Source organism: Mesorhizobium vachelliae, from assembly GCF_033977325.1.
Lineage (GTDB): Bacteria > Pseudomonadota > Alphaproteobacteria > Rhizobiales > Rhizobiaceae > Mesorhizobium > Mesorhizobium vachelliae.
Genome location: NZ_JAVIIR010000019.1, coordinates 51,704 through 72,357, shown reverse-complemented (window position 1 = coordinate 72,357; position 20,654 = coordinate 51,704). Strand labels below are relative to the sequence as shown.

The 20,654-nt window shown below is 63.7% G+C and carries 14 protein-coding genes; 12 read left to right on the top strand and 2 right to left on the bottom strand.

Annotated features, from left to right (window positions below):
- Window positions 1-28: 28 nt before the first annotated feature.
- Complete coding sequence (locus RFM41_RS29735) at window positions 29-922, bottom strand: hypothetical protein (protein WP_320252837.1); 894 nt, start codon at window positions 920-922, stop codon at window positions 29-31.
- A 261-nt stretch (window positions 923-1,183) separates the two neighbouring features.
- Here RFM41_RS29735 and RFM41_RS29730 point away from each other — a divergent pair, with 261 nt between their 5' ends.
- The 4 genes from RFM41_RS29730 (at window position 1,184) to RFM41_RS29715 (ending at window position 7,451) form a co-directional block, all read left to right on the top strand.
- A complete protein-coding gene (locus RFM41_RS29730; RefSeq protein ID WP_320252836.1) occupies window positions 1,184-2,299 on the top strand; it encodes a glycosyltransferase family 4 protein in 1,116 nt (371 codons plus the stop codon).
- A gap of 207 nt (window positions 2,300-2,506) precedes the next feature.
- Entirely contained in the window at window positions 2,507-3,304 is a 798-nt protein-coding gene (locus RFM41_RS29725; protein ID WP_320252835.1) for a MipA/OmpV family protein, read from the top strand.
- Window positions 3,305-3,609: 305 nt separating this feature from the next.
- Window positions 3,610-6,573: an isoleucine--tRNA ligase gene (ileS, locus tag RFM41_RS29720; protein ID WP_320252834.1), complete on the top strand. Its 2,964-nt coding sequence runs from the start codon at window positions 3,610-3,612 to the stop codon at window positions 6,571-6,573.
- 203 nt (window positions 6,574-6,776) lie between these two features.
- Window positions 6,777-7,451, top strand: coding sequence for a hypothetical protein (locus RFM41_RS29715; RefSeq protein ID WP_320252891.1), 675 nt, complete (start codon window positions 6,777-6,779; stop codon window positions 7,449-7,451).
- 18 nt (window positions 7,452-7,469) lie between these two features.
- Here the strand turns inward: RFM41_RS29715 and RFM41_RS29710 are convergent, their stop codons facing one another.
- Window positions 7,470-7,922: a nucleoside deaminase gene (locus RFM41_RS29710; protein ID WP_320252833.1), complete on the bottom strand. Its 453-nt coding sequence runs from the start codon at window positions 7,920-7,922 to the stop codon at window positions 7,470-7,472.
- A 181-nt stretch (window positions 7,923-8,103) separates the two neighbouring features.
- Here RFM41_RS29710 and RFM41_RS29705 point away from each other — a divergent pair, with 181 nt between their 5' ends.
- From RFM41_RS29705 to RFM41_RS29670, 8 genes are all read left to right on the top strand, one after another.
- Window positions 8,104-10,029 (top strand): pseudouridine synthase, encoded by a 1,926-nt coding sequence (locus RFM41_RS29705; RefSeq protein ID WP_320252832.1) that lies wholly within the window; start codon window positions 8,104-8,106, stop codon window positions 10,027-10,029.
- Window positions 10,010-10,564 carry a 16S rRNA (guanine(966)-N(2))-methyltransferase RsmD gene (gene rsmD / locus RFM41_RS29700; protein ID WP_320252831.1) on the top strand — a complete coding sequence of 185 codons (555 nt, stop codon included), beginning with the start codon at window positions 10,010-10,012 and terminating at the stop codon, window positions 10,562-10,564. The genes RFM41_RS29705 and rsmD overlap by 20 nt, the downstream gene beginning before the upstream one ends.
- Before the next feature lie 94 nt (window positions 10,565-10,658).
- The gene (locus RFM41_RS29695; protein ID WP_320252830.1) at window positions 10,659-12,017 is read left to right on the top strand and encodes a M16 family metallopeptidase; all 1,359 of its coding nucleotides are present in this window, start codon (window positions 10,659-10,661) and stop codon (window positions 12,015-12,017) included.
- A 2-nt stretch (window positions 12,018-12,019) separates the two neighbouring features.
- Window positions 12,020-13,411: a M16 family metallopeptidase gene (locus RFM41_RS29690; protein WP_320252829.1), complete on the top strand. Its 1,392-nt coding sequence runs from the start codon at window positions 12,020-12,022 to the stop codon at window positions 13,409-13,411.
- Entirely contained in the window at window positions 13,408-14,265 is an 858-nt protein-coding gene (locus tag RFM41_RS29685; protein ID WP_320252828.1) for a patatin-like phospholipase family protein, read from the top strand. Before RFM41_RS29690 ends, RFM41_RS29685 begins: the two co-directional genes overlap by 4 nt.
- Window positions 14,266-14,766: 501 nt before the next feature.
- Window positions 14,767-17,184, top strand: coding sequence for a CLIPPER-2 domain-containing protein (locus RFM41_RS29680; RefSeq protein WP_320252827.1), 2,418 nt, complete (start codon window positions 14,767-14,769; stop codon window positions 17,182-17,184).
- Window positions 17,185-17,371: 187 nt separating this feature from the next.
- A complete protein-coding gene (locus RFM41_RS29675) occupies window positions 17,372-19,231 on the top strand; it encodes a type I secretion system permease/ATPase (RefSeq protein ID WP_430691575.1) in 1,860 nt (619 codons plus the stop codon).
- 1 nt (window position 19,232) lies between these two features.
- Window positions 19,233-20,534 (top strand): HlyD family type I secretion periplasmic adaptor subunit, encoded by a 1,302-nt coding sequence (locus RFM41_RS29670; protein WP_320252826.1) that lies wholly within the window; start codon window positions 19,233-19,235, stop codon window positions 20,532-20,534.
- Window positions 20,535-20,654: the final 120 nt, after the last annotated feature.

Here is a 20,654-nt window from a genome sequence, read left to right as displayed (position 1 = left end):
TTCCAAAGTTCCGTCGATCTGTCGACTGTCAATTTCCATGTCGAGCCGATCCGGGCGAGATCTCAAGAGCGGGGGCGAGCAGCCGCAGGACCGCTTCGCGCTTTTTCGCCTTCAACGAGAGGTCGCCGTCGAGGCCGACTTCATGAAGCCAGCTTCCCCGCCATTCGCAATAGGCCTGTCTGACATCAATCCCCGGCAAGACGGCGAATGCGGTTATCGGCCGTTGCGGCACCGTGTTCGGGTCCACATGTCGATAAAGCACCTCCCAATTGGCTCCGCCGGTGTCGAGACCGGCGAACCAGTCGAGCCCGAAATCGAGAGGCTCGCGGCCGACGGCGTCGAATCGAAAGAAACAATAGCCGGCCCACAAGAACCATCGCGCGCCTGCCCAGCGCAGATCGCCGTAAAAAGCCGTGGCTTCAAGAGGTTCGAAGGGGTCGCATGGCTGCGTCGGAAAAAGATCCTGGTCCAGGAATCCGAATGCGGCCGGCGCGGCAGGCTCGAGCACATTGTGCCACATCCAGTTGAGCGCCGCGCCATGCGACCGGCTCGGGTTTTTCACAGTCCACGGATTGGCGGGCAGCCTGACATAGGCGGCGCCATGGTCCGCGCATATCTGCCTGTTCTCGCGCGCGAAAGCGTCACCGATGCTGTTGTCGGCCACAATGTGGAGGTCGTGACGAACAAGTCCTCGGGTCAGCCGCAACTGCAGGTCCAGGCACCGAGGATCGTCGAAGGCAACAGTAAGCAGCACATGGCGGCCCCGGGCGGCATCGCGGATACCCGGAATGTCGTCACCCTCGACCGGTTGATGCACAAACCTCCGGTCGATTTTTCGGTAACGGGCAGTCTTGATGGCATGTGTCAGCGGCTGCAGCCTCAGCCATTGCCGCCAGTCGTATTCGCGCAGGGCCTTTGGCACGGTATGGCGGCTTTCAGTCGAATCGGGCCTGGCAATAGCGATCGACCGGGGGAATTTGCATGAGCGCGCTCCAACTGGTTTTGGAAAAGCTCGAACGCGACAGCATCCAAGTCTCTTGATAACCGATTATATACAGAATATTCGTATTTTCGACACGACTGACATTTAAGCGCCCTGCTTGTTTTTTGAACGGAGAAGTCCGGGCGCACCCGGAGTCTCTTCGTCGATCTTGGGGGGTAAGGCGGCGCTCCGGAAAACGTGATGAGAATCTGCTGTGCGATCTCTGCCCTCTTCATGAACGGGGGTCTGCAGAGAGATTGTCTGAATATCAGCGACCGACTGGTTAGGCGCGGCCATAATGTAACGATCCTGACGACGCGCCAAGTCGGCCATGTCGAGAGTTCGGCGACGATAAAAGTCCATCCGGCGCGTGTTCTCTCCAACCCGGGCACCGAATATGCCTTGGGAAGGACCGTACTGGCGGTCCGGCGCGACTTCGACTGTGTGGTCGGTTTCAACAAGATGGCCGGCCTGGATATCTACTATGCCGGCGACCCGCCTTATTTTGCGTCGAAGCTCGGATGGTGGCGGCCGTTCTCGCCCCGCTTCATGCGCCAGCAGAACCTCGAATCGATGATCTTTGCCCCCGGCAACACTGTGCAGATCATCGCGCTCAGCGAACACCAGGCAGCGCTTTACCGCGACTTCTGGCGGACCGAGGAATCCCGCATTCACGTCGTCGGGCCGACGCTCGACCCGAAACGGCGCCGACCGGAGCTGCTGACCGGCGACCGTAATGAAATCCGCGATCGTTTCGGGCTTCCTCGTGAGGCCGCCATTGCCTTGACCATCGCCAACAAACTGAAGGTGAAAGGTCTTGACCGGGTGGCAAAGGCTCTTCAATCGGTCCCGGACATCCATTGGCTGGTCGCCGGTTTTCGCAAGAACGGCGAAGAAGAAACCCGTCTTCGCGGCCTGATCGCCAAATACGGCATATCGGAACGGGTCACGCTGCTGGGCATCCAGGAAGATATCCCGGCGATCGTGGTTGCGAGCGATTTCATGCTGCACGCGGCGCGTTTGGAAAATACCGGCACGGTGATCCTTGAGGCGCTCGCGAACGGCCTGCCGGTCATCGCCTCGGACGCGTGCGGATATGCAAAATATGTCGAAGCCAGCGGGGCGGGACTGGTGGTGCCCAATCGCGACGATCCCGAAATCTGGCGGCAGGCGATCCGGAAGGCCGGCGACCCGGCGGTCCGCGCGCAATGGCACCGGGCGGCCCTTGCCTACGGAGCGTCAAACCCGCTTACCGGCGGACTGGAAGCGGCCTGCGATCTGATCGAGAACTTGCGCCGCAATGGGCGTGTTGGCTGAAGCGCGTCGCGATCTTTCAGATCGCTCCATGCGCTTTAGGTTTTCGATTTTGCGCATGTCTTTATCCCGAAACCGGTTCCCGCTTTCGGGGTCGGTTGGTCTGCCGGGGGCGATGTTACCGGTTTTAAGTCAAATTTTACCGAACGCACGGCATGGCTTGAGCGCTGGCGGGTAGTGCCGTCGGCGCGTTTCGCGTAAGGGGTGACGATGCGTATTGTCGGGAAGATTCCGCTGGCCGTTGCCATGGGTTTGTTGACCGCGCCTGCCGCGCAGGCGGGCGAGGGCAGCTGGATTTCCGGCAACTGGTATCTGACATTGGGCGCCACCGGCCTCGTCGCGCCGAATTTCGAGGGCGGCAAGAAATATATGTTCAGCGCCCAGCCGATCATATCGCTCGGCAAGGTCGGCCCCGAGGCGCGCTTCACCTCGCGCAACGACAACATCTCGCTGGCGCTGATCGATGACGGTTCCGTTCGCGCCGGCTTGACCGGCAAGTTCATATTCTCGCGCGACAGCAAGGACGAGCTGAAAGGCCTCGATCCGGTGCGCTGGGGCGGCGAGGTGGGCGGCTTCTTCGAATTCTATCCACTGGATTGGGTAAGGGCGCGGGCGGAGCTCAGGCACGGTATTCGCGCCCATAACGGTTTCGTTGCGGATATCGCCGCGGACGCCTTCTACGACATCACGCCGACGATGCGCATTTCCGGCGGCCCGCGCGTCTCCTTCGCCTCGTCCAACTATTTCGACGCCTATTACGGCGTCAACGCCAAGGAAGCGGTTGCTTCGGGCTTGAGCGAGTACCATCCGGGCGGCGGGCTGAAGTCGACGGGCCTCGGCGGCGCGATCACATGGAAGGTGACCGAGCCGATGACGGCGAGCGTCTTCACCGAATATTCGCGCCTGATGGGGCCGGCTGCCGATTCCAGCCTGGTGAAGGAACGGGGCGACCGCAACCAATGGACCTTCGGTGTCTCGACCACTTACCGCTTCAATTTCACCATGTAGGCCGCGAAAGCGGCTTCATGCCTTGAAATCCGCGCTTTATTCCTGCCGCGCCATCCGCTAAAAGCCACGCCATGACGAGCTTTTCGCGCCTTTTCGCGATCGCGATACGAATTACGGGCCCGGTGTTCCGGGCGGCCTGAGCGCCGCTGGAGCCGCCGGGAGTTTTCGCGCGCGCCCCTCGCGTTTTTTCATGAACATCAGCGCATATCGCCCGAAGGTGGCTTCGGTTTTGGGAAAACGATATGCGTCAAAGCAAGACTTGAACGCCCGGCTTTTGTCGTCGGGTACCCTGAGATGGCAGATCAATGACCGACACCGTTGAGACGATCGACTATTCCAAAACGCTCTATTTGCCGCAGACGGATTTCCCGATGCGCGCCGGGCTGCCCGAGAAGGAACCTGGCCTGGTCAAGCGCTGGCAGGACATGGACCTTTACAAAAAGCTGCGCGAGGAGGCCGCCGGCCGCGAGAAATTCGTGCTGCATGACGGCCCGCCCTACGCCAACGGCAACATCCATATCGGCCATGCGCTGAACAAGATCCTCAAGGATGTCATCAACCGCTCCTTCCAGATGCGCGGCTACGATGCCAATTACGTGCCGGGCTGGGACTGCCACGGCCTGCCGATCGAATGGAAGATCGAGGAGCAGTATCGCGCCAAGGGCAAGAACAAGGACGAGGTGCCGGTCAACGAGTTCCGCAGGGAATGCCGCGACTTCGCCGCCAACTGGATCAAGGTCCAGGGCGGTGAGTTCCAGCGCCTCGGCGTCGTCGGCGATTTCGACAATCCCTATACGACCATGGCTTACCATGCCGAGTCGCGCATCGCCGGCGAGCTTTTGAAATTCGCCATGTCGGGTCAGCTCTACCGCGGCTCGAAGCCGGTGATGTGGAGCGTGGTCGAGCGCACCGCGCTTGCCGAGGCCGAGGTCGAGTATCAGGATTACGAAAGCGATACGATCTGGGTGAAATTCCCGGTCGCGAGCCTCGCCCAGCCGGTCGCCGGCGTCGCGCCGGCGCTGGATGGGGCAGCGCTCGATCTGGTCGAGGCGCATGTCGTCATCTGGACGACCACGCCCTGGACCATCCCCGGTAACCGCGCCGTGAGCTATTCGCCGCGCATCGCCTATGGCCTCTACGAGGTGACGGCGGCCGAGAACGCCTTCGGCCCGCAGCCCGGCGAGAAGCTGATCTTTGCCGACGCCTTGGCCGAGGAATGTGCCGCCAAGGCCAAGGTCACGTTGAACAGACTTCACAGCGTAGCGCCGGAACAGCTTGGAAAGCTTACGCTTTCGCATCCTTTCAAAGGCCTGGGCGGCGGCTATGAATATCCGGTGCCGATGGTGGCGGGCGAGCATGTCACGGACGATGCCGGCACCGGCTTCGTGCACACCGCGCCCGGCCATGGCCGCGAGGACTTCGACGCCTGGATGGAAGCGGCCGCTGACCTTCGGGCACGCGGCGTCGACACCACGATCCCCTTCACCGTCGACGATGCCGGCTTCTTCACCAAGGACGCGCCGGGCTTCGGTCCGGGACGCGAGGGCGGTGCGGCGCGCGTCATCGACGACAACGGCAAGAAGGGCAATGCCAACCAGGCGGTCATCGACGAGCTGATCAAGCGCAACGCGCTTTTCGCGCGCGGCCGGCTGAAGCACAGCTATCCGCACTCGTGGCGCTCCAAGAAGCCGGTCATCTTCCGCAACACGCCGCAATGGTTCGTCTATATGGACAAGGACCTCGGCGACGGCACGACGCTGCGCAGCCGCGCGCTGAAGGCGATCGATGACACACGCTTCGTGCCGGCGGCGGGCCAGAACCGTATCCGCGCCATGATCGAGGAGCGCCCCGACTGGGTGCTGTCGCGCCAGCGCGCCTGGGGCGTGCCGATCGCCGTCTTCGCCGACGAGGACGGCAACGTGCTCAAGGACGAGGCCGTCAACCAGCGCATCATGGACGCTTTCGAGAAGGAAGGCGCCGACGCCTGGTTCGCCGAAGGCGCCAAGGAGCGCTTCCTCGGCAATCACGATGCCTCGAAATGGCGCCAGGTGATGGACATCCTCGACGTCTGGTTCGATTCCGGCTCGACGCATGTCTTCACGCTGGAAGACCGTCCGGACCTCAAATGGCCGGCCGACGTCTATCTCGAGGGCTCGGACCAGCATCGCGGCTGGTTCCATTCCTCGCTGCTCGAAAGCTGCGGCACCAGGGGCAGGGCGCCCTACGACACGGTCATCACCCATGGCTTCACCATGGACGAGGAAGGCCGCAAGATGTCGAAGTCGCTCGGCAACACCGTCGTGCCGCAGGATGTCATCAAGCAGTCCGGCGCCGATATCCTGCGGCTCTGGGTGGTGACGACCGATTATTGGGAAGACCAGCGCCTCGGCAAGAACGTGCTGCAGACCAATATCGACGCCTACCGCAAGCTCAGGAATACCATCCGCTGGATGCTGGGCACGCTTGCCCATGACGACGGCCAGGATGTGCCGGTCGAGGCCATGCCGGAACTGGAGCGGCTGATGCTGCACCGGCTGTCCGAGCTGGACGAGGTGGTGCGTCAGGGCTACGACGCGTTCGAGTTCAAACGCATCACCCGCGCGCTGCTCGACTTCATGGTGGTGGAGCTTTCGGCCTTCTATTTCGATATCCGCAAGGACGCGCTTTACTGCGACGGTCCGTCGAGCCTGCGCCGCAGGGCCGCCGTGCAGGTGGTGCGCCACCTCTTCGAATGCTTGGTGAAGTGGCTGGCCCCGATGCTGCCCTTCACCACCGAGGAGGCCTGGCTCGACCGCCATCCGGAAGCCGTCTCGGTGCATCTCGACCAGTTCCCGGCGATCCCGCAGAATTGGCGCAACGAGGCGCTGGCCGAGAAATGGCGCAAGGTGAGGCAGGTGCGCCGCGTCGTCACCGGCGCGCTGGAGATAGCGCGCGCCGAGAAGCTGATCGGTTCCTCGCTCGAGGCCGTGCCGGTGGTCACCATAGACGACGCCGCGCTGGAAGCCGCGATCGCCGATGTCGATATGGCCGAGATGGCGATCACCAGCGACCTCGTCATCAGCCGCGGCAAGGCGCCGGAAGGCGCCTTCACGCTCGACGACGTCAAGGGCGTGGCGGTTGTGGTGGAGAACGCCGAGGACCGCGGCCTGGTCAAATGCGCGCGCTCCTGGCGCTACACCGCCGACGTCGGCCAGGATCCGGAATTTCCAGATGTCTCGGCCCGCGACGCCGCAGTGTTGCACGAGCTGCAGGCTCTTGGACGGCTGTAATCCTGTTCATAAGCCGGTGCACAAATGCCACGCACGGGCGGCCTCAAACCGCCCGTGCGTTGCCCTTAACAAGTGGTTGAGGTAAACACGCGACACTCCGGCAGACAAATTGTCGCCGGATTTCCATCGCAAGTGCGGGGAAGAAGGGGACCGTGCCGTTGGCCGGTGGCGACCGAAAGGCTGTTAGAGTGGGACTTTTTGGCATGACCGACAGAACGTTTGCGCGCGCCGCGCTGGTGGCGCCGCTTGTGGTATCGGCCATCGCCCTGTCGGGCTGCATGAGCTCGCCCACCTACGGAACCGACAAGACGGCTGCCGCGCAGCTCTTCGATGATGTCTCCGGTGCTGCCTCGATCACGCCGAAGCGCAAGGATCCGATTGATTACAAGCCGCGCCCCGACTTGGTGAAGCCTATCCCGGGGCAGAAGGAAAACTTGCCGCCACCGCAGGAAAGCATCCAGACGGCAAGCGCCGATTGGCCCGAATCGCCGGAGGCGCGCCGCGCCCGCATCCGCGCCGACGCCACCGCCCACCAGAACGATCCCAGCTATCAGCCTGAAGCCGCCGAGGACGTGCAGACAGATCCCGAGGCAGTGAAGAAAGCGATGGCGGAATCTGGATCCAGCCACCCCCCGCGCTGGTCGCCGGATGATTCCAGCGTTACGCGTCGCAATGAGATTCAGCGCCGGCTCGCCGAGCAGAAGCAAGGCGACCCGACCGTTCGCAAATATCTGAGCGAGCCGCCGCTCGCCTATCGCCAGGCTGCCACGACGGCACCGCAGAACGAGCTCGGCGAGGACGAGTACAAGAAGGAGCGCCGGCTCAAGGCGCAGGCCGAAGGCAAGAAGAGCGGCTGGTTCGACTGGCTGGGTCTGTAAGGGCTGCCCTGGGGCTATCTAGGTCCCGCGTTTTTCCCGAAAGAAATCCTTGAGGATGAGGGCGGCTTCGCCCTCGCCGATTCCCGGATAGATGTCCGGCGCGTGATGACATGTGGGCGAGGCGAAGAAGCGCACGCCGTTGACCACCGCGCCGCCTTTCTCGTCGCCGGCGCCGAAATAAAGCCGCCTGAGCCTGGCGAAGGAGATCGCGCCGGCACACATGGCGCAAGGCTCCAGCGTCACATAGAGATCGTGGTCGGTCAGTCGCTCGCTGGCGAGCTTCCGGCAGGCCTCGCGTATGGCCAGCATCTCGGCATGCGCCGTCGGGTCCGAAAGCTCGCGTGTGCGGTTGCCGGCTTTCGCGACCACGGTGCTGCCGCTGGCGATCACCGCGCCGACGGGCACTTCGCCACGGCGGGCGGCCGCTTCGGCTTCTTCAAGCGCCAAGGCCATGAAATCCGGTCGTTTCAAGCGATTTCCATTCCGATTACTTCTCGCCACCCGAGAGTGATCCTGTTATCTAGCGCGAGACCCAGAAAACCGGAATCGGTTTTTGCCGCGCTGGCAAATGCGCGAAAATCAAGATGACACTGCCTGCGTTGGGCGTCCGAAAGGGCGCGCGGCGCCGTAGCAGGCGAAGACGAGCAAAGTAATGGACGACGACAAGAAATCTTCACGCGGGCCGCGCAAAGGTGGCTCGAAGCCAGCCGGCCCGCGCGGCGGCAAGCCGGGCTTCGGCGCCAAGAAGCCATTTGCCAAGCGTGAACGGCCGATGGCCGCCGAAGGCGAGCGCGACTTCAAGCGCTACAAGCCGCGTGAGACGGGTGAGGGTGCGGAGCGCGGCGAACGGCCCTTCCGCAAAGGTCCGCGCCCGGAAGGCAAGCCGTTCGAGAAGCGCGAGGGCCGCAAGCCCTATGCGCCGCGCGGGGAGCGGCCGATGGCTGCGGAAGGAGAGCGCCCGGCGCGCGACTTCAAGCGCAGCTACAAGCCGCGCGAGGTCAGTGAAGGAGCCGAGCGCGGCGAACGGCCGTTCCGCAAAGGCCCGCCGCGCGACGGCAAGCCCTTTGAGAAACGCGAAGGCCGAAAGCCCTATGCTCCACACGGCGACCGGCCGGCGGCAGCCGAAGGTGACCGCGGCGAACGCCGTTTCGACCGTCCCAAGCGCGAGTTCGGCGATCGGCCCGGACGCGACTTTGCCGATCGGCCCAAGCGTGATTTCAGCGATCGTCCGCGCGCCGCAAGGCCGGAAGGCGGTTTCAAGCCACGACCGCGTCCCACGGAAGCGGCGCCGGAGAGCGGTGAGCGCATCGCCAAGCGGCTGGCGCGCGCCGGCATCGCCTCGCGCCGCGACGCCGAGGAGTTGATCGCGGCGGGCCGCGTCAAGGTCAACGGCAAGGTGCTGGACTCGCCCGCCTTCAACGTCAGCGCCAGCGACGTCATCCATCTCGACGGCATGGAGATCCCGCCGATCGAGCGCACGCGTCTCTTCCTGTTCCACAAGCCGGCGGGCGTCGTCACCACCAACCGCGATCCGGAAGGCCGCAAGACCGTCTTCGACGTGCTGCCGTCCGACCTGCCGCGATTGATGACAATCGGCCGGCTCGACATCAACACCGAGGGCCTGCTGCTGCTCACCAATGACGGCGGTCTGTCGCGCGTGCTCGAGCTGCCGGCCACCGGCTGGCTGCGGCGCTACCGCGCGCGCGTCCACGGCAAGGTCGAGGAGAGCGCGCTGGCGAGCCTGCGCGACGGCATTGCCGTTGATGGGGTCTTCTACGGTTCGATCGAAGCCTCGCTCGATCGCGAGCAGGGCACCAATGCGTGGCTGACCCTAGGCCTGCGCGAAGGCAAGAACCGCGAGGTGAAGAACATCCTCGGCGCGCTTGGCCTCGAGGTGACGCGGCTGATCCGCATCTCCTACGGGCCGTTCCAACTCGAGGATCTGCCGGAAGGCCATGTGCTCGAGATCAAGGGCCGCGTGCTGCGCGAACAGCTCGGCGAGCGGCTGATCGAGGAATCCGGCGCCAATTTCGATGCCGAGATCCAGAAGCCGTTTTCCAACAAGCCGGTGCGCGGTGGCGGTCCGCGCCGCGAAGAGGCCGACCGGCCGAAATTCACGCGCGACGGCGACCGCCTGCCGATCGGCGAGGGCGGGCTGATCAAGGCGCGCAAGCGCCGCGAAGGCAGCCGCGACGAGGCGCTGAGCAAGCTCTCGACAAAACCGGACAGGGCGTTTGGCGAGCGCGGCGCAAAATCCGAGCGCGGCGGGTTCGGCGACAAGCCCCGTTTCGGCGGCAAGAAATCCGAGCGCGAGCAGCGGCCGATCGAGCCGCCGGGCCAGCGCAAGGCCAATGTGTGGATGGCGCCGGGTGCCCGGCCGATCGGCAAGGGCAGGGCGGAAGCCGACGCCGCCAGGGCCGCCGAGGCGAAGGCGCGCAAGGCGTCCTACAAGCCGGGCGGCAAGGGCAAGCCAGGCGCAAAGCCGTTCGGCAAGCCTCGCGGCGAGCGTCCCGAAGGCGATGGCGGCGACAGGCCGCGCGGTCCGAAGAGGGGCGGCGATGCGGATCGTCGGCGGTGAGTTCCGCGGGCGTCCGCTGGCGACGCCGAAAAGCAATGCCATCCGCCCGACCACCGACCGCACCCGCGAGGCCGTGTTCAACGTCCTGGCGCATCGCCACGCTGAAAAGCTGGAAGGCGGCCGCGTGCTCGACCTCTTCGCCGGCACGGGCGCGCTCGGACTTGAGGCGTTGTCGCGCGGCGCCTCCTACTGCGTCTTCATCGAGGAATCGACGGAGGGGCGAGGCCTGATCCGCGAGAATGTCGAAGCCTATGGCCTCACCGGCCGCACCAAGATCTTCCGCCGCGACGCCACGCATCTCGGCGAAGCCGGCACGATCTCGCCCTTCGGGTTGGTCTTTGCCGATCCGCCCTATGGCAAGGGGCTCGGCGAGCGCGCGCTGCGCTCGGCCAAGGCCGGCGGCTGGCTTTTGCCTGGCGCGCTCTGCGTCGTCGAGGAGGCTGCCTCGGCGCCGTTCGAACCGGGCGCCGGTTTTTCCGTGATCGACGAGCGCAATTACGGTGAAACGGTCATCCGCTTCATCGAAGCCGGCTAGGTTGTTTTAGCAACGCCTCGAAAATGCCGAACAATTCGCTTTGCCTCGCTGGCGAACCTTGCCTATCGTCGCGCAATCGGAACCGGAGACCTTGATGACACCAACGGGGATTGGGCTGCGAGCGGCGCTTCTTGTCGGCACGCTGGCGCTCGCTGCGGCTCCGGCCCGCGGGGCCGACGATGGCGAGGTCAAGGATTTCCTGCTCGACAACGGCATGGAAGTGGTCGTCATCCCGGACCACCGCGCCCCGATCGTCACGCACATGGTCTGGTACAAGATCGGCAGCGCCGACGAGCCGCCCGGCAAATCCGGCATCGCGCATTTCTTCGAGCACCTGATGTTCAAGGCCACGACCAACCACGCCGCGGGCGAATTCGACCGCGCCGTGTCCGAGATCGGCGGCTCCAACAACGCCTTCACCTCGTATGATTATACCGCCTTCCACGAGACGGTGCCGCCTTCCGCCCTCGAACAGATGATGGGCTTCGAGGCCGATCGCATGCGCAACCTCATCCTGACCGACGATGTCATCAAGACCGAGCGCGACGTGATCCTCGAGGAGCGACGCTCGCGCATCGACGGTAATCCCCAGGCGGTGCTCGACGAGGAGGTCGATGCGACGCTCTGGCAGAACCAGCCCTACCGCATTCCGGTGATCGGCTGGATGCAGGAGATGGAGCAGCTGAACCGTCCGGACGCGAAAGCCTTCTACGACGCCTATTATCGGCCGAACAACGCCGTTTTGGTGGTGGCGGGCGATGTCGATCCCGACGCGGTGAAGGCGATGGCCGAAAGGACCTACGGTAAGGTCGCTCGCGGCCCGGACCTGCGGCCGCGCATCCGCCCCGTGGAGCCCGAGCAGAACACGAAGCGCACGGTGACGCTGACCGACGCGCGCGTCTCGGTGCCGAATTTTTCGACGCAATGGGTCGTGCCCTCCTATCACACGGCCAGGCCCGGCGAAGCCGAGGCGCTCGACCTGCTTGCCGAGATCCTCGGCGGCGACAACCGCAGCAGGTTGTACCAGCAGCTCGTCGTCAAGCAGGGTATCGCTTCCGAGACCGGCGCCTACTTCCAGGGCACCATGCTCGACGCCACCAACTTCACCGTCTATGGCGCCCCGCGCGGCGACGCCAGGCTTGCCGACGTCGAGGCGGCGGTCGATGCCGAGATCGCCCGCATCGTCAAGGACGGCGTGAGCGACGATGAATTGGAGCGGGCCAAGACCCGTTACGTGCGCTCCATGATCTTTGCGCGCGACAAGCAGGACGACATGGCCAACATGTATGGCTCGACGCTTGCCACGGGCGGCAATGTCAAGGACGTCCAGGAATGGCCGGACCGCATCCGCAAGGTGACCGCCGATGACGTCAAGGCGGTCGCGGCCCGCTACCTGGTGCTCGATCGCTCCACCACCGGCTACCTCTTGCCGCAGCAACAGGCGGGGAATTGATGATGAGCCTGGCAATCGTAACGGCAAAGAGCGTCTCTTCCCCAGAGGCGGAAGGTGGCAGGGTCTACCGCGCCGTCGCCACCCTTTGCTTCGCCCTGTTCTTCCTTTTGCTGCCGGCGCTGGCGCATGCCGAGATGAACATCCAGGAGGTGAAGTCGAAGAAGGGCGTCACCGCCTGGCTGGTGGAAGACCATTCGATCCCGCTGATTGCGATCCGTTTCGTCTTCGACGGCGGTTCGGCACAGGATCCCGCCGGCAAGGAAGGCCTGGTCAACCTGATGACCGGCCTGTTCGACGAGGGCGCCGGCGACCTCGACAGCGAGGCCTTCCAGCTGAAGCTCGACGATGCCGGCGCCGAGATGAGTTTTCAGGCGGCGCGCGATGGCACCTATGGCTCGATGCGCATGCTGTCCGACCAGAAGGACGAGGCTTTTGGCCTGCTGAAGCTGGCGGTGAACAGCCCGCGCTTCGATCAGGCCCCGATCGACCGCATTCGCGCCCAGATACTCTCCGGCATCCTCGCCAATGAGCGGGACCCCAACACGATCGGCCAGCAGCGCTGGCTGCGCGCGATCTACGGCCAGCACCCGTACGCGCGGCCGGACGAAGGCAACAAAGGCAGCCTCGCTTCCATCACCGCCGACGACCTCAGGGCCTTCCACAAGGCGAATTTCGCCCGTGGCGGCCTGCGTGTGGCGGTGGTGGGCGATATCGACGCCGCCACGTTGAGCGGCAAGCTTGACGAGGTGTTCGGCAACCTGCCGGACAGGCAGACGCTGGCGCCGATTGCCGACATCAGGCCGAAGCTCGGCCAGCAACTCGAAGTGAATTACGACCTGCCGCAGACTTCCCTGCAGCTTGCCTGGCCGGGGGTGAAGCGGAGCGATCCCGATTTCTACGCCGCCGTGCTGATGAACGAGATTCTCGGCGGTTCGACATTCACGTCGCGGCTTTATGAGCAGGTGCGCGAGAAGCGCGGCCTTGCCTACAGCGTCAGCTCCGATCTCGTCGATCACGAGCATTCCAACGCGCTGGTGGTGACGACGGCGACGCGTTCCGACCGCGCGGCCCAAACGCTTTCGATCGTGCGCCAGGTGGTGAAGGACATGGCCGAGAACGGCCCGACCGAGGAGGAGCTCGCGGCGACCAAGAAATACATGGTCGGCGCCTACGCCATCAGCAATCTGGATTCCTCCAGCTCCATCGCCGCGACACTGGTGGAGCTGCAGATCGATGATCTCGGCATCGATTACATCAAGCGGCGCGCGGCTCTCATCAACGCGGTGACGCTGGCCGACGTCAAGGCGGCGGCGAGGAAGCTCCTGTCGGCGGATCCCGCGGTGATGGTCATCGGGCCGCCGCTGGTGCTGGTGGCGGGAGGCGGCAAGGGATGAGCCCGACCTTCGGGGTGGCCTTCGGCGGCGGTGGCGCGCGCGGTCTTGCGCATATCCATATCATCGAGGCTCTCGACGAGCTTGGCATCACGCCGGCGGCGATTGCCGGCTCGTCGATCGGCGCCATCATGGGCGCCGGCATGGCGTCGGGCATGAAGGGTACCGAGATTCACGATTACGCCCGGTCGATCCTCGGCAGTAGGGCCGAAGTGGCGGCGCGCATGTGGCGCTCGCGGCCGGGCACGATCGCGGAGGCCATGCAGGGCGGCATCCGCGTCAGCCAGTTCAACATCGAGCGCATTCTGAAGGCTTTCCTGCCCGAGGCGATTCCGCAGACGTTCGAGGCGCTGAAGATCCCGCTCAAGGTGACGGCGACCGATTATTTCGGCCACAGCCTTGCGGTGTTTGCCGAAGGCGACCTGCATTCGGCGCTTGCCGCTTCGGCGGCCATTCCGGCGGTCTTCCGGCCGGTGACGCGCGAGGGCCGCGTGCTGATCGATGGCGGCATCTACAACCCCGTGCCTTTCGACCTCATCGAGAAGGATGCCGACATCATCATCGCCGTCGATGTCGTCGGCGCGCCGAGCGAGGCCGAGCGCAGGCATCCGACCACCGTCGACCTGATGTATGGCGCCACCCAGCTGATGATGCAGTCGATCATCGCCAACAAGCTCAGGCAGCATCCGCCGGATATTCTGATTCGGCCGAATGTCTCGAAATACCGCGTGCTCGAATTCCTCAAGATCGAGACGCTGATGGCCGAGACTATCGAGATCAAGGACGAACTGAAGCGCGCCGTCGAGAAGGCCGTGGAAGCGCATGGCGGCAGGCAAGGCCAGAAGAAAGTGGTCTGAGGGCGTCGGCCGGTTTCGCCGTTTCGCGGCGTGGGAACGACTGAGGTCTGATAAGCGTGGCGCAAAGGTCCCTCGTAAAATAAGACCTAAGAATAGCATCAAGTATTCTTTACGCTGATTGGCCTTAGCTGCCTGCAAGTTTGACTATTGTCATTAACTCTTCATCGAATTGCCCGTTGACGCACGCTGCGGTAGAGTTAATAATATCCTAATATAGAGTAGCGTGAACAATCTCCCGACCGGCAACAACGAGTACCGCGCTACTGGGGGTAGGGGAAACACAGCGCGGTGTCTGTGCCGCGTTAGCCGTCATCATCCGATCGCCAGCCGTCGTGAGCCGTCATCTGCTGCTCGCTGGCCGGAGTCGGTGAGCGCGGCTTGCCGGACGCCAAGCTGATCCTCCTCACTGAATTCGGGCACCGATCTCGGCGCCTTTGGCATGGGGTAGTTCGCCGCCCTGGGCGGCCAAAAGGGGCGCGCATGCGCCCGCGGAGGATGGACATGAGTCTCGATATAGGTTTCGGCGTTCTTCTTGATGCAACCACCATTGGCTCGGGCACGGGCAACTATGATTCCTTCCTGCGTCTGCAGGCGACAGGTATCGAGGAAGGATTCAATACGGATCAGAACGGAAATGTTCTCGACGACAAGTCGTCGTTCACGCACAGCCTGCAATATGGCAACATTCAGTCAATCAATGTCGATGGAACCGATTACGTCGAGTTTCGGCTCGATCTCAACGAAAGCAACAACGCTACTAACGCTGATATCACGCTGACTGGTTTGAAGATCTATATTTCAAGTGCTGACGCTACCCTTGCCGATTACAATGATGGATTTGCTGGGTTCACGACCGTCTTCGATCTTTCCGACCCCCAGCTCCTCATAGACTCCAATCACGGATCTGGTACGGACGATTATCGGGTTCTCATTCCCGTTAGCCTTTTCGAATCCAAGGGGGTGACGGCGGACTCCTACGTGACGCTCTTTTCGAGCTTTTCGGGGGCGAACGGCGGCTTCGAGGAATGGCGCACAATCACGACCTCCAGTGGTGTTGAGGATCAACCCGCGATCGCTATCGACAAAGTGACGGTGGACGGCTCCGCATCGGGCGACGGCCTGACCGTGCTGGTCAACGACGCGATTTCCTGGCAGTACACGGTGACCAACACCGGCAATGTCGCTTTGTCGAATGTCGTCGTCACCGACGATAAGGGCGTAGCGGTTTCCGCCGTGCTCGGTGTCGACGCCTCTCACAATATCGGCGACGTCAATAATAACGGGCTGCTTGACGTCGGCGAAGTCTGGAAGTTCACCGGTTCCGGCCAGGCGATCAAAGGCGACTATTCCAATATCGGTTCGGTCTCCGCATCGGCAAACGGCACCACGGTCACCGACTCTGATGGCTCCAGTTATTTTGGCGCCGATCCCGAGATCGCCATCAACAAGGTGACGGTGGACGACGGGATCAAGGGCGACGGCCTCAATATCCTGTCGGGTGAGGCAATCTCTTGGGAGTACACCGTCACCAATGCGGGCAATGTCGCCCTGTCGGGTGTGACGGTGACCGACAGCGATTCCAGCGTGACGCCGGTAGCTGTGTTTGGGGCCGACAATGTCCACAACATCGGCGACACCAACAACGACGGCCAGCTCGATGTCGGCGAGACTTGGATCTACACGGCCAGTGGTGTGGCAGGCAAGGACTCCTACAGCAACATCGGGTCGGCCTCGGGTTCATTCACTGACGACGCTAGCCACACCAGGACCGATACGGAGACTGACGCCTCCAGCTACTTCGGCGCCGATCCCCATATCACGCTCGACAAGAAGACGAATGGCGTCGACCACGGCCTCAACATCTTCCAGGGTCAGGCAGTCACCTGGACCTACGATGTCACCAATGACGGCAATGTTGCCTTGGCCAACGTGGTCGTGAAGGATGACAACGGCACTTCCGGCAATACTGGCGACGACTTCAATGCGACGGCCATCACCAGTGGCGGGTTCAACACGGGCGACACCAACGGAAACGGCCTGCTCGACCCTGGCGAGACGTGGCATTACCAGGCCACGGGCACGGCGCAACTAGGCAACTATGTGAACAATGCCACTGCCACGACCGACGCGTATACCGATACGGCTGGTCATCCGCGCACGCCGAGCGCCACTGACAGCAGCGACTATGAGGGCTTCTCCAACAAGGCGTTGACGCAGGGTTTTTGGGGCAGCCATACCGACGCCTGGGACAATATCGCCAACAACGAGGGCAATCCGACCAAGAGCGCCGTCGCCAGTGGCGTTTTGTCTAGCGTGGATGTCAACCCGCGCACTGACGGCTACCTGCTGCTTGGTGACACCAACGCCAACGGCGTCGCTGATGACCAACACGATCTGCTGATCTCGATAAACCTAGCGAAATCCATCGAATCCGCTTCGGCTGGCGGCGACGCCCGCCTGATCATGCTGCAGCAGGCGATCGCCACGCAGCTCAACATCAACAATGGCGTCGCCCAGCCCAACAACCTCATCGACGAAGCAGTGATGTGGCTGAAGGGACAGGGCGCTTGGGCCGGTCTCGGCGTCAATGTCGATACCAACAACGACGGCATAGTCGACCAGAACGGCTCGGCGCTGGCGGGCAGCGCTGTGAAAACGAGCTCCACGGCTTGGACGAAATATGTCGACGTTACCGATGCCAGCACAGGCATCACGGACTGGAACGGAGGCAAGGAAGCCGACGGCGAAGGCCTGAAGAACGCGCTGATGTATTTTAACCAGGGCCAGTTAGTGACCTCCGGCCCTGGCGGCCATGTCGCCTGGTTCGACGGCAGCAACATCGTCAACGAGCACCCGAACACGCTCGACCAGTTCTGGGTGACGTTGCACGAGGTGGGAGGCCTGACGGGCATCAGCTGAGCGTTGTGGTGTAATCGGCCTTAGCGAAACCGGCATGGCAACAACCGGCATCTTCGGCGCAGGGCGGGCGAGAGCCAGGCTGGCAGGCCTCGCCCTCCTCATCCTCGGCGTGGCGATTCTTGCGAGCTGGTCGCTCTCAAGGGGCGCGGTGTTTGGCGCAACAGCGATCGCCGGCTTCGGCGGCCTGATCTTATTTCGCGCACGTCCGGCCGATTTCGGTGGGCGCGACGCGGCTGCGAAAGTTGCCGCGTCCGTCCGGTCGGCCGGAAAACCTGCCAAGCGCCCGCAAGGCTCGGAGCTTGCCGAAGCCCTTCGCGCCTGCCGCTCCGCCTTTCTTGCGGTCGGGTTGTTCAGCGGCGTGCTCAACGTCCTGATGCTCGCCGGCTCGCTCTATATGCTCGAGGTCTACGACCGCGTGCTGCCGAGCCGCAGCGTGCCGACGCTCATCGGCCTCTCGGTCCTGCTCCTCGTCCTCTACAGCGGGCAGGGTGTGCTCGAATTCGTGCGCGGACGCGTATTGGTCCGCATCGGCGGCGCGCTTGACGAAGCGCTCGGCGGCCGCGTCTATCAATCGATTTTGCGCCTACCGCTTAAGACGGGCCGCGACGGCGACAGCTTGCAGCCGATGCGCGACCTGGACAGCATCCGCGTCTTCCTGTCGGGCAGCGGGCCAACGGCACTTTTCGACCTGCCCTGGCTGCCGCTCTATTTGTTCATCATCTTCATGTTCCACTGGCTGCTTGGCGTGACGGCGCTCGTCGGCGCGATGGTGCTCGTCGCGCTCACGATCATGGCCGAACGGCTGACGCGCAAGCCGGTGTCATCGGGAACCTCGAGCGGCATCCGCCGCAACGGGCTGATCAGCGCTGCCAATCGCAATGCGGAAGTTGTTGCCGCCATGGGCATGGCCGGTGGTCTTACCGCGCTGTGGGAAGATGCCAACCTCGATTACATCGCCGAGCAACGCAAGGTGAGCGACGTCGCAGCTGGTTTCGGCGCGGTGTCGAGGGTGCTGCGCATGCTGCTGCAGTCGTCGATGCTCGGCCTTGGCGCCTGGCTGGTCATCGAGGGGCAGGCGACGGCGGGTATCATCATCACCGCCTCCATCCTCAGCGGCCGCGCGCTGGCCCCGGTCGATCTTGCGATCGCCAATTGGAAAGGCTTCGTCACCGCTCGCCAGGGCTGGCAGCGGCTGAACCGCGTGCTGGCGGCGTTGCCTGCTGAAACCGCGCCGATGCTGCTGCCGCCGCCGACCACGAATGTCAGCGCGCACAACGTTGGGGTCGCTGCGCCGGGTAACCAGCGGCTGCTGGTTCAGGACGCGAACTTTGCCATGGAGGCCGGTCACGGCGTTGGCATCATCGGGCCGAGCGGCTCGGGTAAATCCACGCTGGTGCGCGCGCTTGTCGGAGCGTGGCTCCCAGCCATAGGCAGGATAAAGCTGGACGGCGCCGACCTCGATCAGTGGTCGCAGGCCGAGCGTGGCCGCCACATCGGCTATCTGCCGCAGGACGTGGAGCTATTTGCCGGGACGGTGGCGGAGAACATCGCCCGTTTCGAACCCGATGCCGATGCCGGCGCCATCATTGCCGCGGCGAAGGCGGCGGGGGCGCACGAGCTCATCGTCGGGTTCCGTGAAGGCTACGAAACCGAGATCGGCGACCATGGCGAGGCGCTGTCGGCCGGCCAGCGCCAGCGCATCGCGTTGGCGCGCGCGCTCTATCGCGATCCTTTCCTCGTCGTGCTGGACGAGCCGAACTCCAACCTCGACATGGACGGCGAGCAGGCCCTCATCAAGGCAATGTTGCGTGTGCGCGAACGTGGCGGCATCGTCGTGATCGTCGCGCATCGGCCCAACGTGCTGACAGCCGTCGATTTCGTGCTGGCGATGAACCAGGGACGCATCCACGCCTTCGGCCCGAAAGACGAGGTATTCGCCAAAATGTTTCCGACGCTGCGGTCCGTGCCGGCTGCCGCCCCGCCGTTACGAGTGGCAGCCGAGAACGCTCCGCGCGCTCTCGGCGACGGAACGGAGGGAGGGCGCTGACATGGCTGCTTCGGGCGCGTCCCATGCCTCGATCCGCTTCTATACGCGGCTTGGCGTCGGCATCGTAATCTTGCTTGCCGGCGGCGTTGGCGGCTGGGCGTCGGTCACCGAGATCGCCGGCGCGGTCATCGCCCCCGGCACCCTCGTCGTCGATTCTCACGTCAAGGACGTGCAGCATTCCACCGGCGGCATCATTGCGGAGATCGATGCCCGGGACGGCGACCGAGTGAAAGCCGGCGACCTTTTGCTCCGCCTCGACCGCACCGTGCCGGCGGCAAACCTTGGCGTGGTGAGCAAAGCGCTCGACCAGCTCGCCGCGCGCAAGGCGCGCCTCGATTCGGAACGCCGCGGCAGCGACGCCATTATCTTTCCGAACGAGCTTTTGGAGCGCGTTGCAGATCCTGACGTCGCCGAGGCGGTGGCTGGCGAAAAACAGCATTTCGAGACGCGTCGTACATCGCGCGCGGGTCAGAAGAGCCAGCTCCTGGAACGCATCGCCCAACTGGAGAAGGAGATCGTCGGCGACACGGCACAGGCGCAGGCAAAAGGAAAGGAGATAGAGCTTGTGCAGAAGGAGCTCGCTTCCGTGCGAACGCTTTGGGCCAAGAAGCTCATCTCGATCGACCGGCTGACCCAGACCGAGCGAGAAGCCACGCGCCTAGACGGTGAGCGCGGCCAGCTTATCGCGGCCCAGGCTCAGGCGCAGGGGCGGATCGCCGAGACCAAGCTGCAGATCATCCAGATCGATCTTGACCTCAGCACCGAAGTGAACAAGGACCTGCGCGATGTCGACGGCCAGATGGGCGAGCTTCTGGAGCGCAAGGTCGCCGCCGAGGATCAATTGAAGCGGGTCGACATCCGCGCGCCGCAGGACGGTATCGTGCAGCAGTCGATCGCCTATACGGTCGGCGGCGTGGTGAAGCCAGGCGAGACGATCATGCAGGTCGTGCCCGACAATGACAGTCTGGCGGTGGAAGCCAAGATCGCGCCGAGCGACATCGACCAGCTGTGGGTCGGTCAGCCCGCTTCGCTGCGCTTTTCGGCCTTCAACCAGCGCACCACGCCGCAGATCGACGGCGTGGTCGAACGGACCTCGCCCGACATCACCACCGACCAACGCACGGGCGTCAGCTATTACACGGTGCGCATCACCACGACCGCCGCGGAGGTCGCGCGGCTCGGCGAGGTCAAGCTGGTCCCTGGCATGCCGGTGGAATCCTTCATCAAGACCGAGGATCGCTCGGTGATGTCTTATCTGGTCAAGCCGCTGCAGGATCAGATCAGCCGGGCCTTTAGACAGTAGCTTCCGAGTACCATCGTTGCGGGGTCGAATCTCGCGTTCCGATCGTCACCCATTTTCAGCGCCCAAAAAAGAAAAGCCCGCCGAATGGCGGGCTTTCCTGCTTTGGCTGGAGGCCTTTGC

Bases quoted from the DNA above. Each gene is read 5' to 3' on its own strand.
- RFM41_RS29730 (WP_320252836.1), top strand. From the start codon at position 1,184: ATGAGAATCTGCTGTGCGATCTCTGCCCTCTTCATGAACGGGGGTCTG.
- RFM41_RS29725 (WP_320252835.1), top strand. From the start codon at position 2,507: ATGCGTATTGTCGGGAAGATTCCGCTGGCCGTTGCCATGGGTTTGTTG.
- ileS (WP_320252834.1), top strand. From the start codon at position 3,610: ATGACCGACACCGTTGAGACGATCGACTATTCCAAAACGCTCTATTTG.
- RFM41_RS29715 (WP_320252891.1), top strand. From the start codon at position 6,777: ATGACCGACAGAACGTTTGCGCGCGCCGCGCTGGTGGCGCCGCTTGTG.
- RFM41_RS29705 (WP_320252832.1), top strand. From the start codon at position 8,104: ATGGACGACGACAAGAAATCTTCACGCGGGCCGCGCAAAGGTGGCTCG.
- rsmD (WP_320252831.1), top strand. From the start codon at position 10,010: ATGCGGATCGTCGGCGGTGAGTTCCGCGGGCGTCCGCTGGCGACGCCG.
- RFM41_RS29695 (WP_320252830.1), top strand. From the start codon at position 10,659: ATGACACCAACGGGGATTGGGCTGCGAGCGGCGCTTCTTGTCGGCACG.
- RFM41_RS29690 (WP_320252829.1), top strand. From the start codon at position 12,020: ATGAGCCTGGCAATCGTAACGGCAAAGAGCGTCTCTTCCCCAGAGGCG.
- RFM41_RS29685 (WP_320252828.1), top strand. From the start codon at position 13,408: ATGAGCCCGACCTTCGGGGTGGCCTTCGGCGGCGGTGGCGCGCGCGGT.
- RFM41_RS29680 (WP_320252827.1), top strand. From the start codon at position 14,767: ATGAGTCTCGATATAGGTTTCGGCGTTCTTCTTGATGCAACCACCATT.
- RFM41_RS29670 (WP_320252826.1), top strand. From the start codon at position 19,233: ATGGCTGCTTCGGGCGCGTCCCATGCCTCGATCCGCTTCTATACGCGG.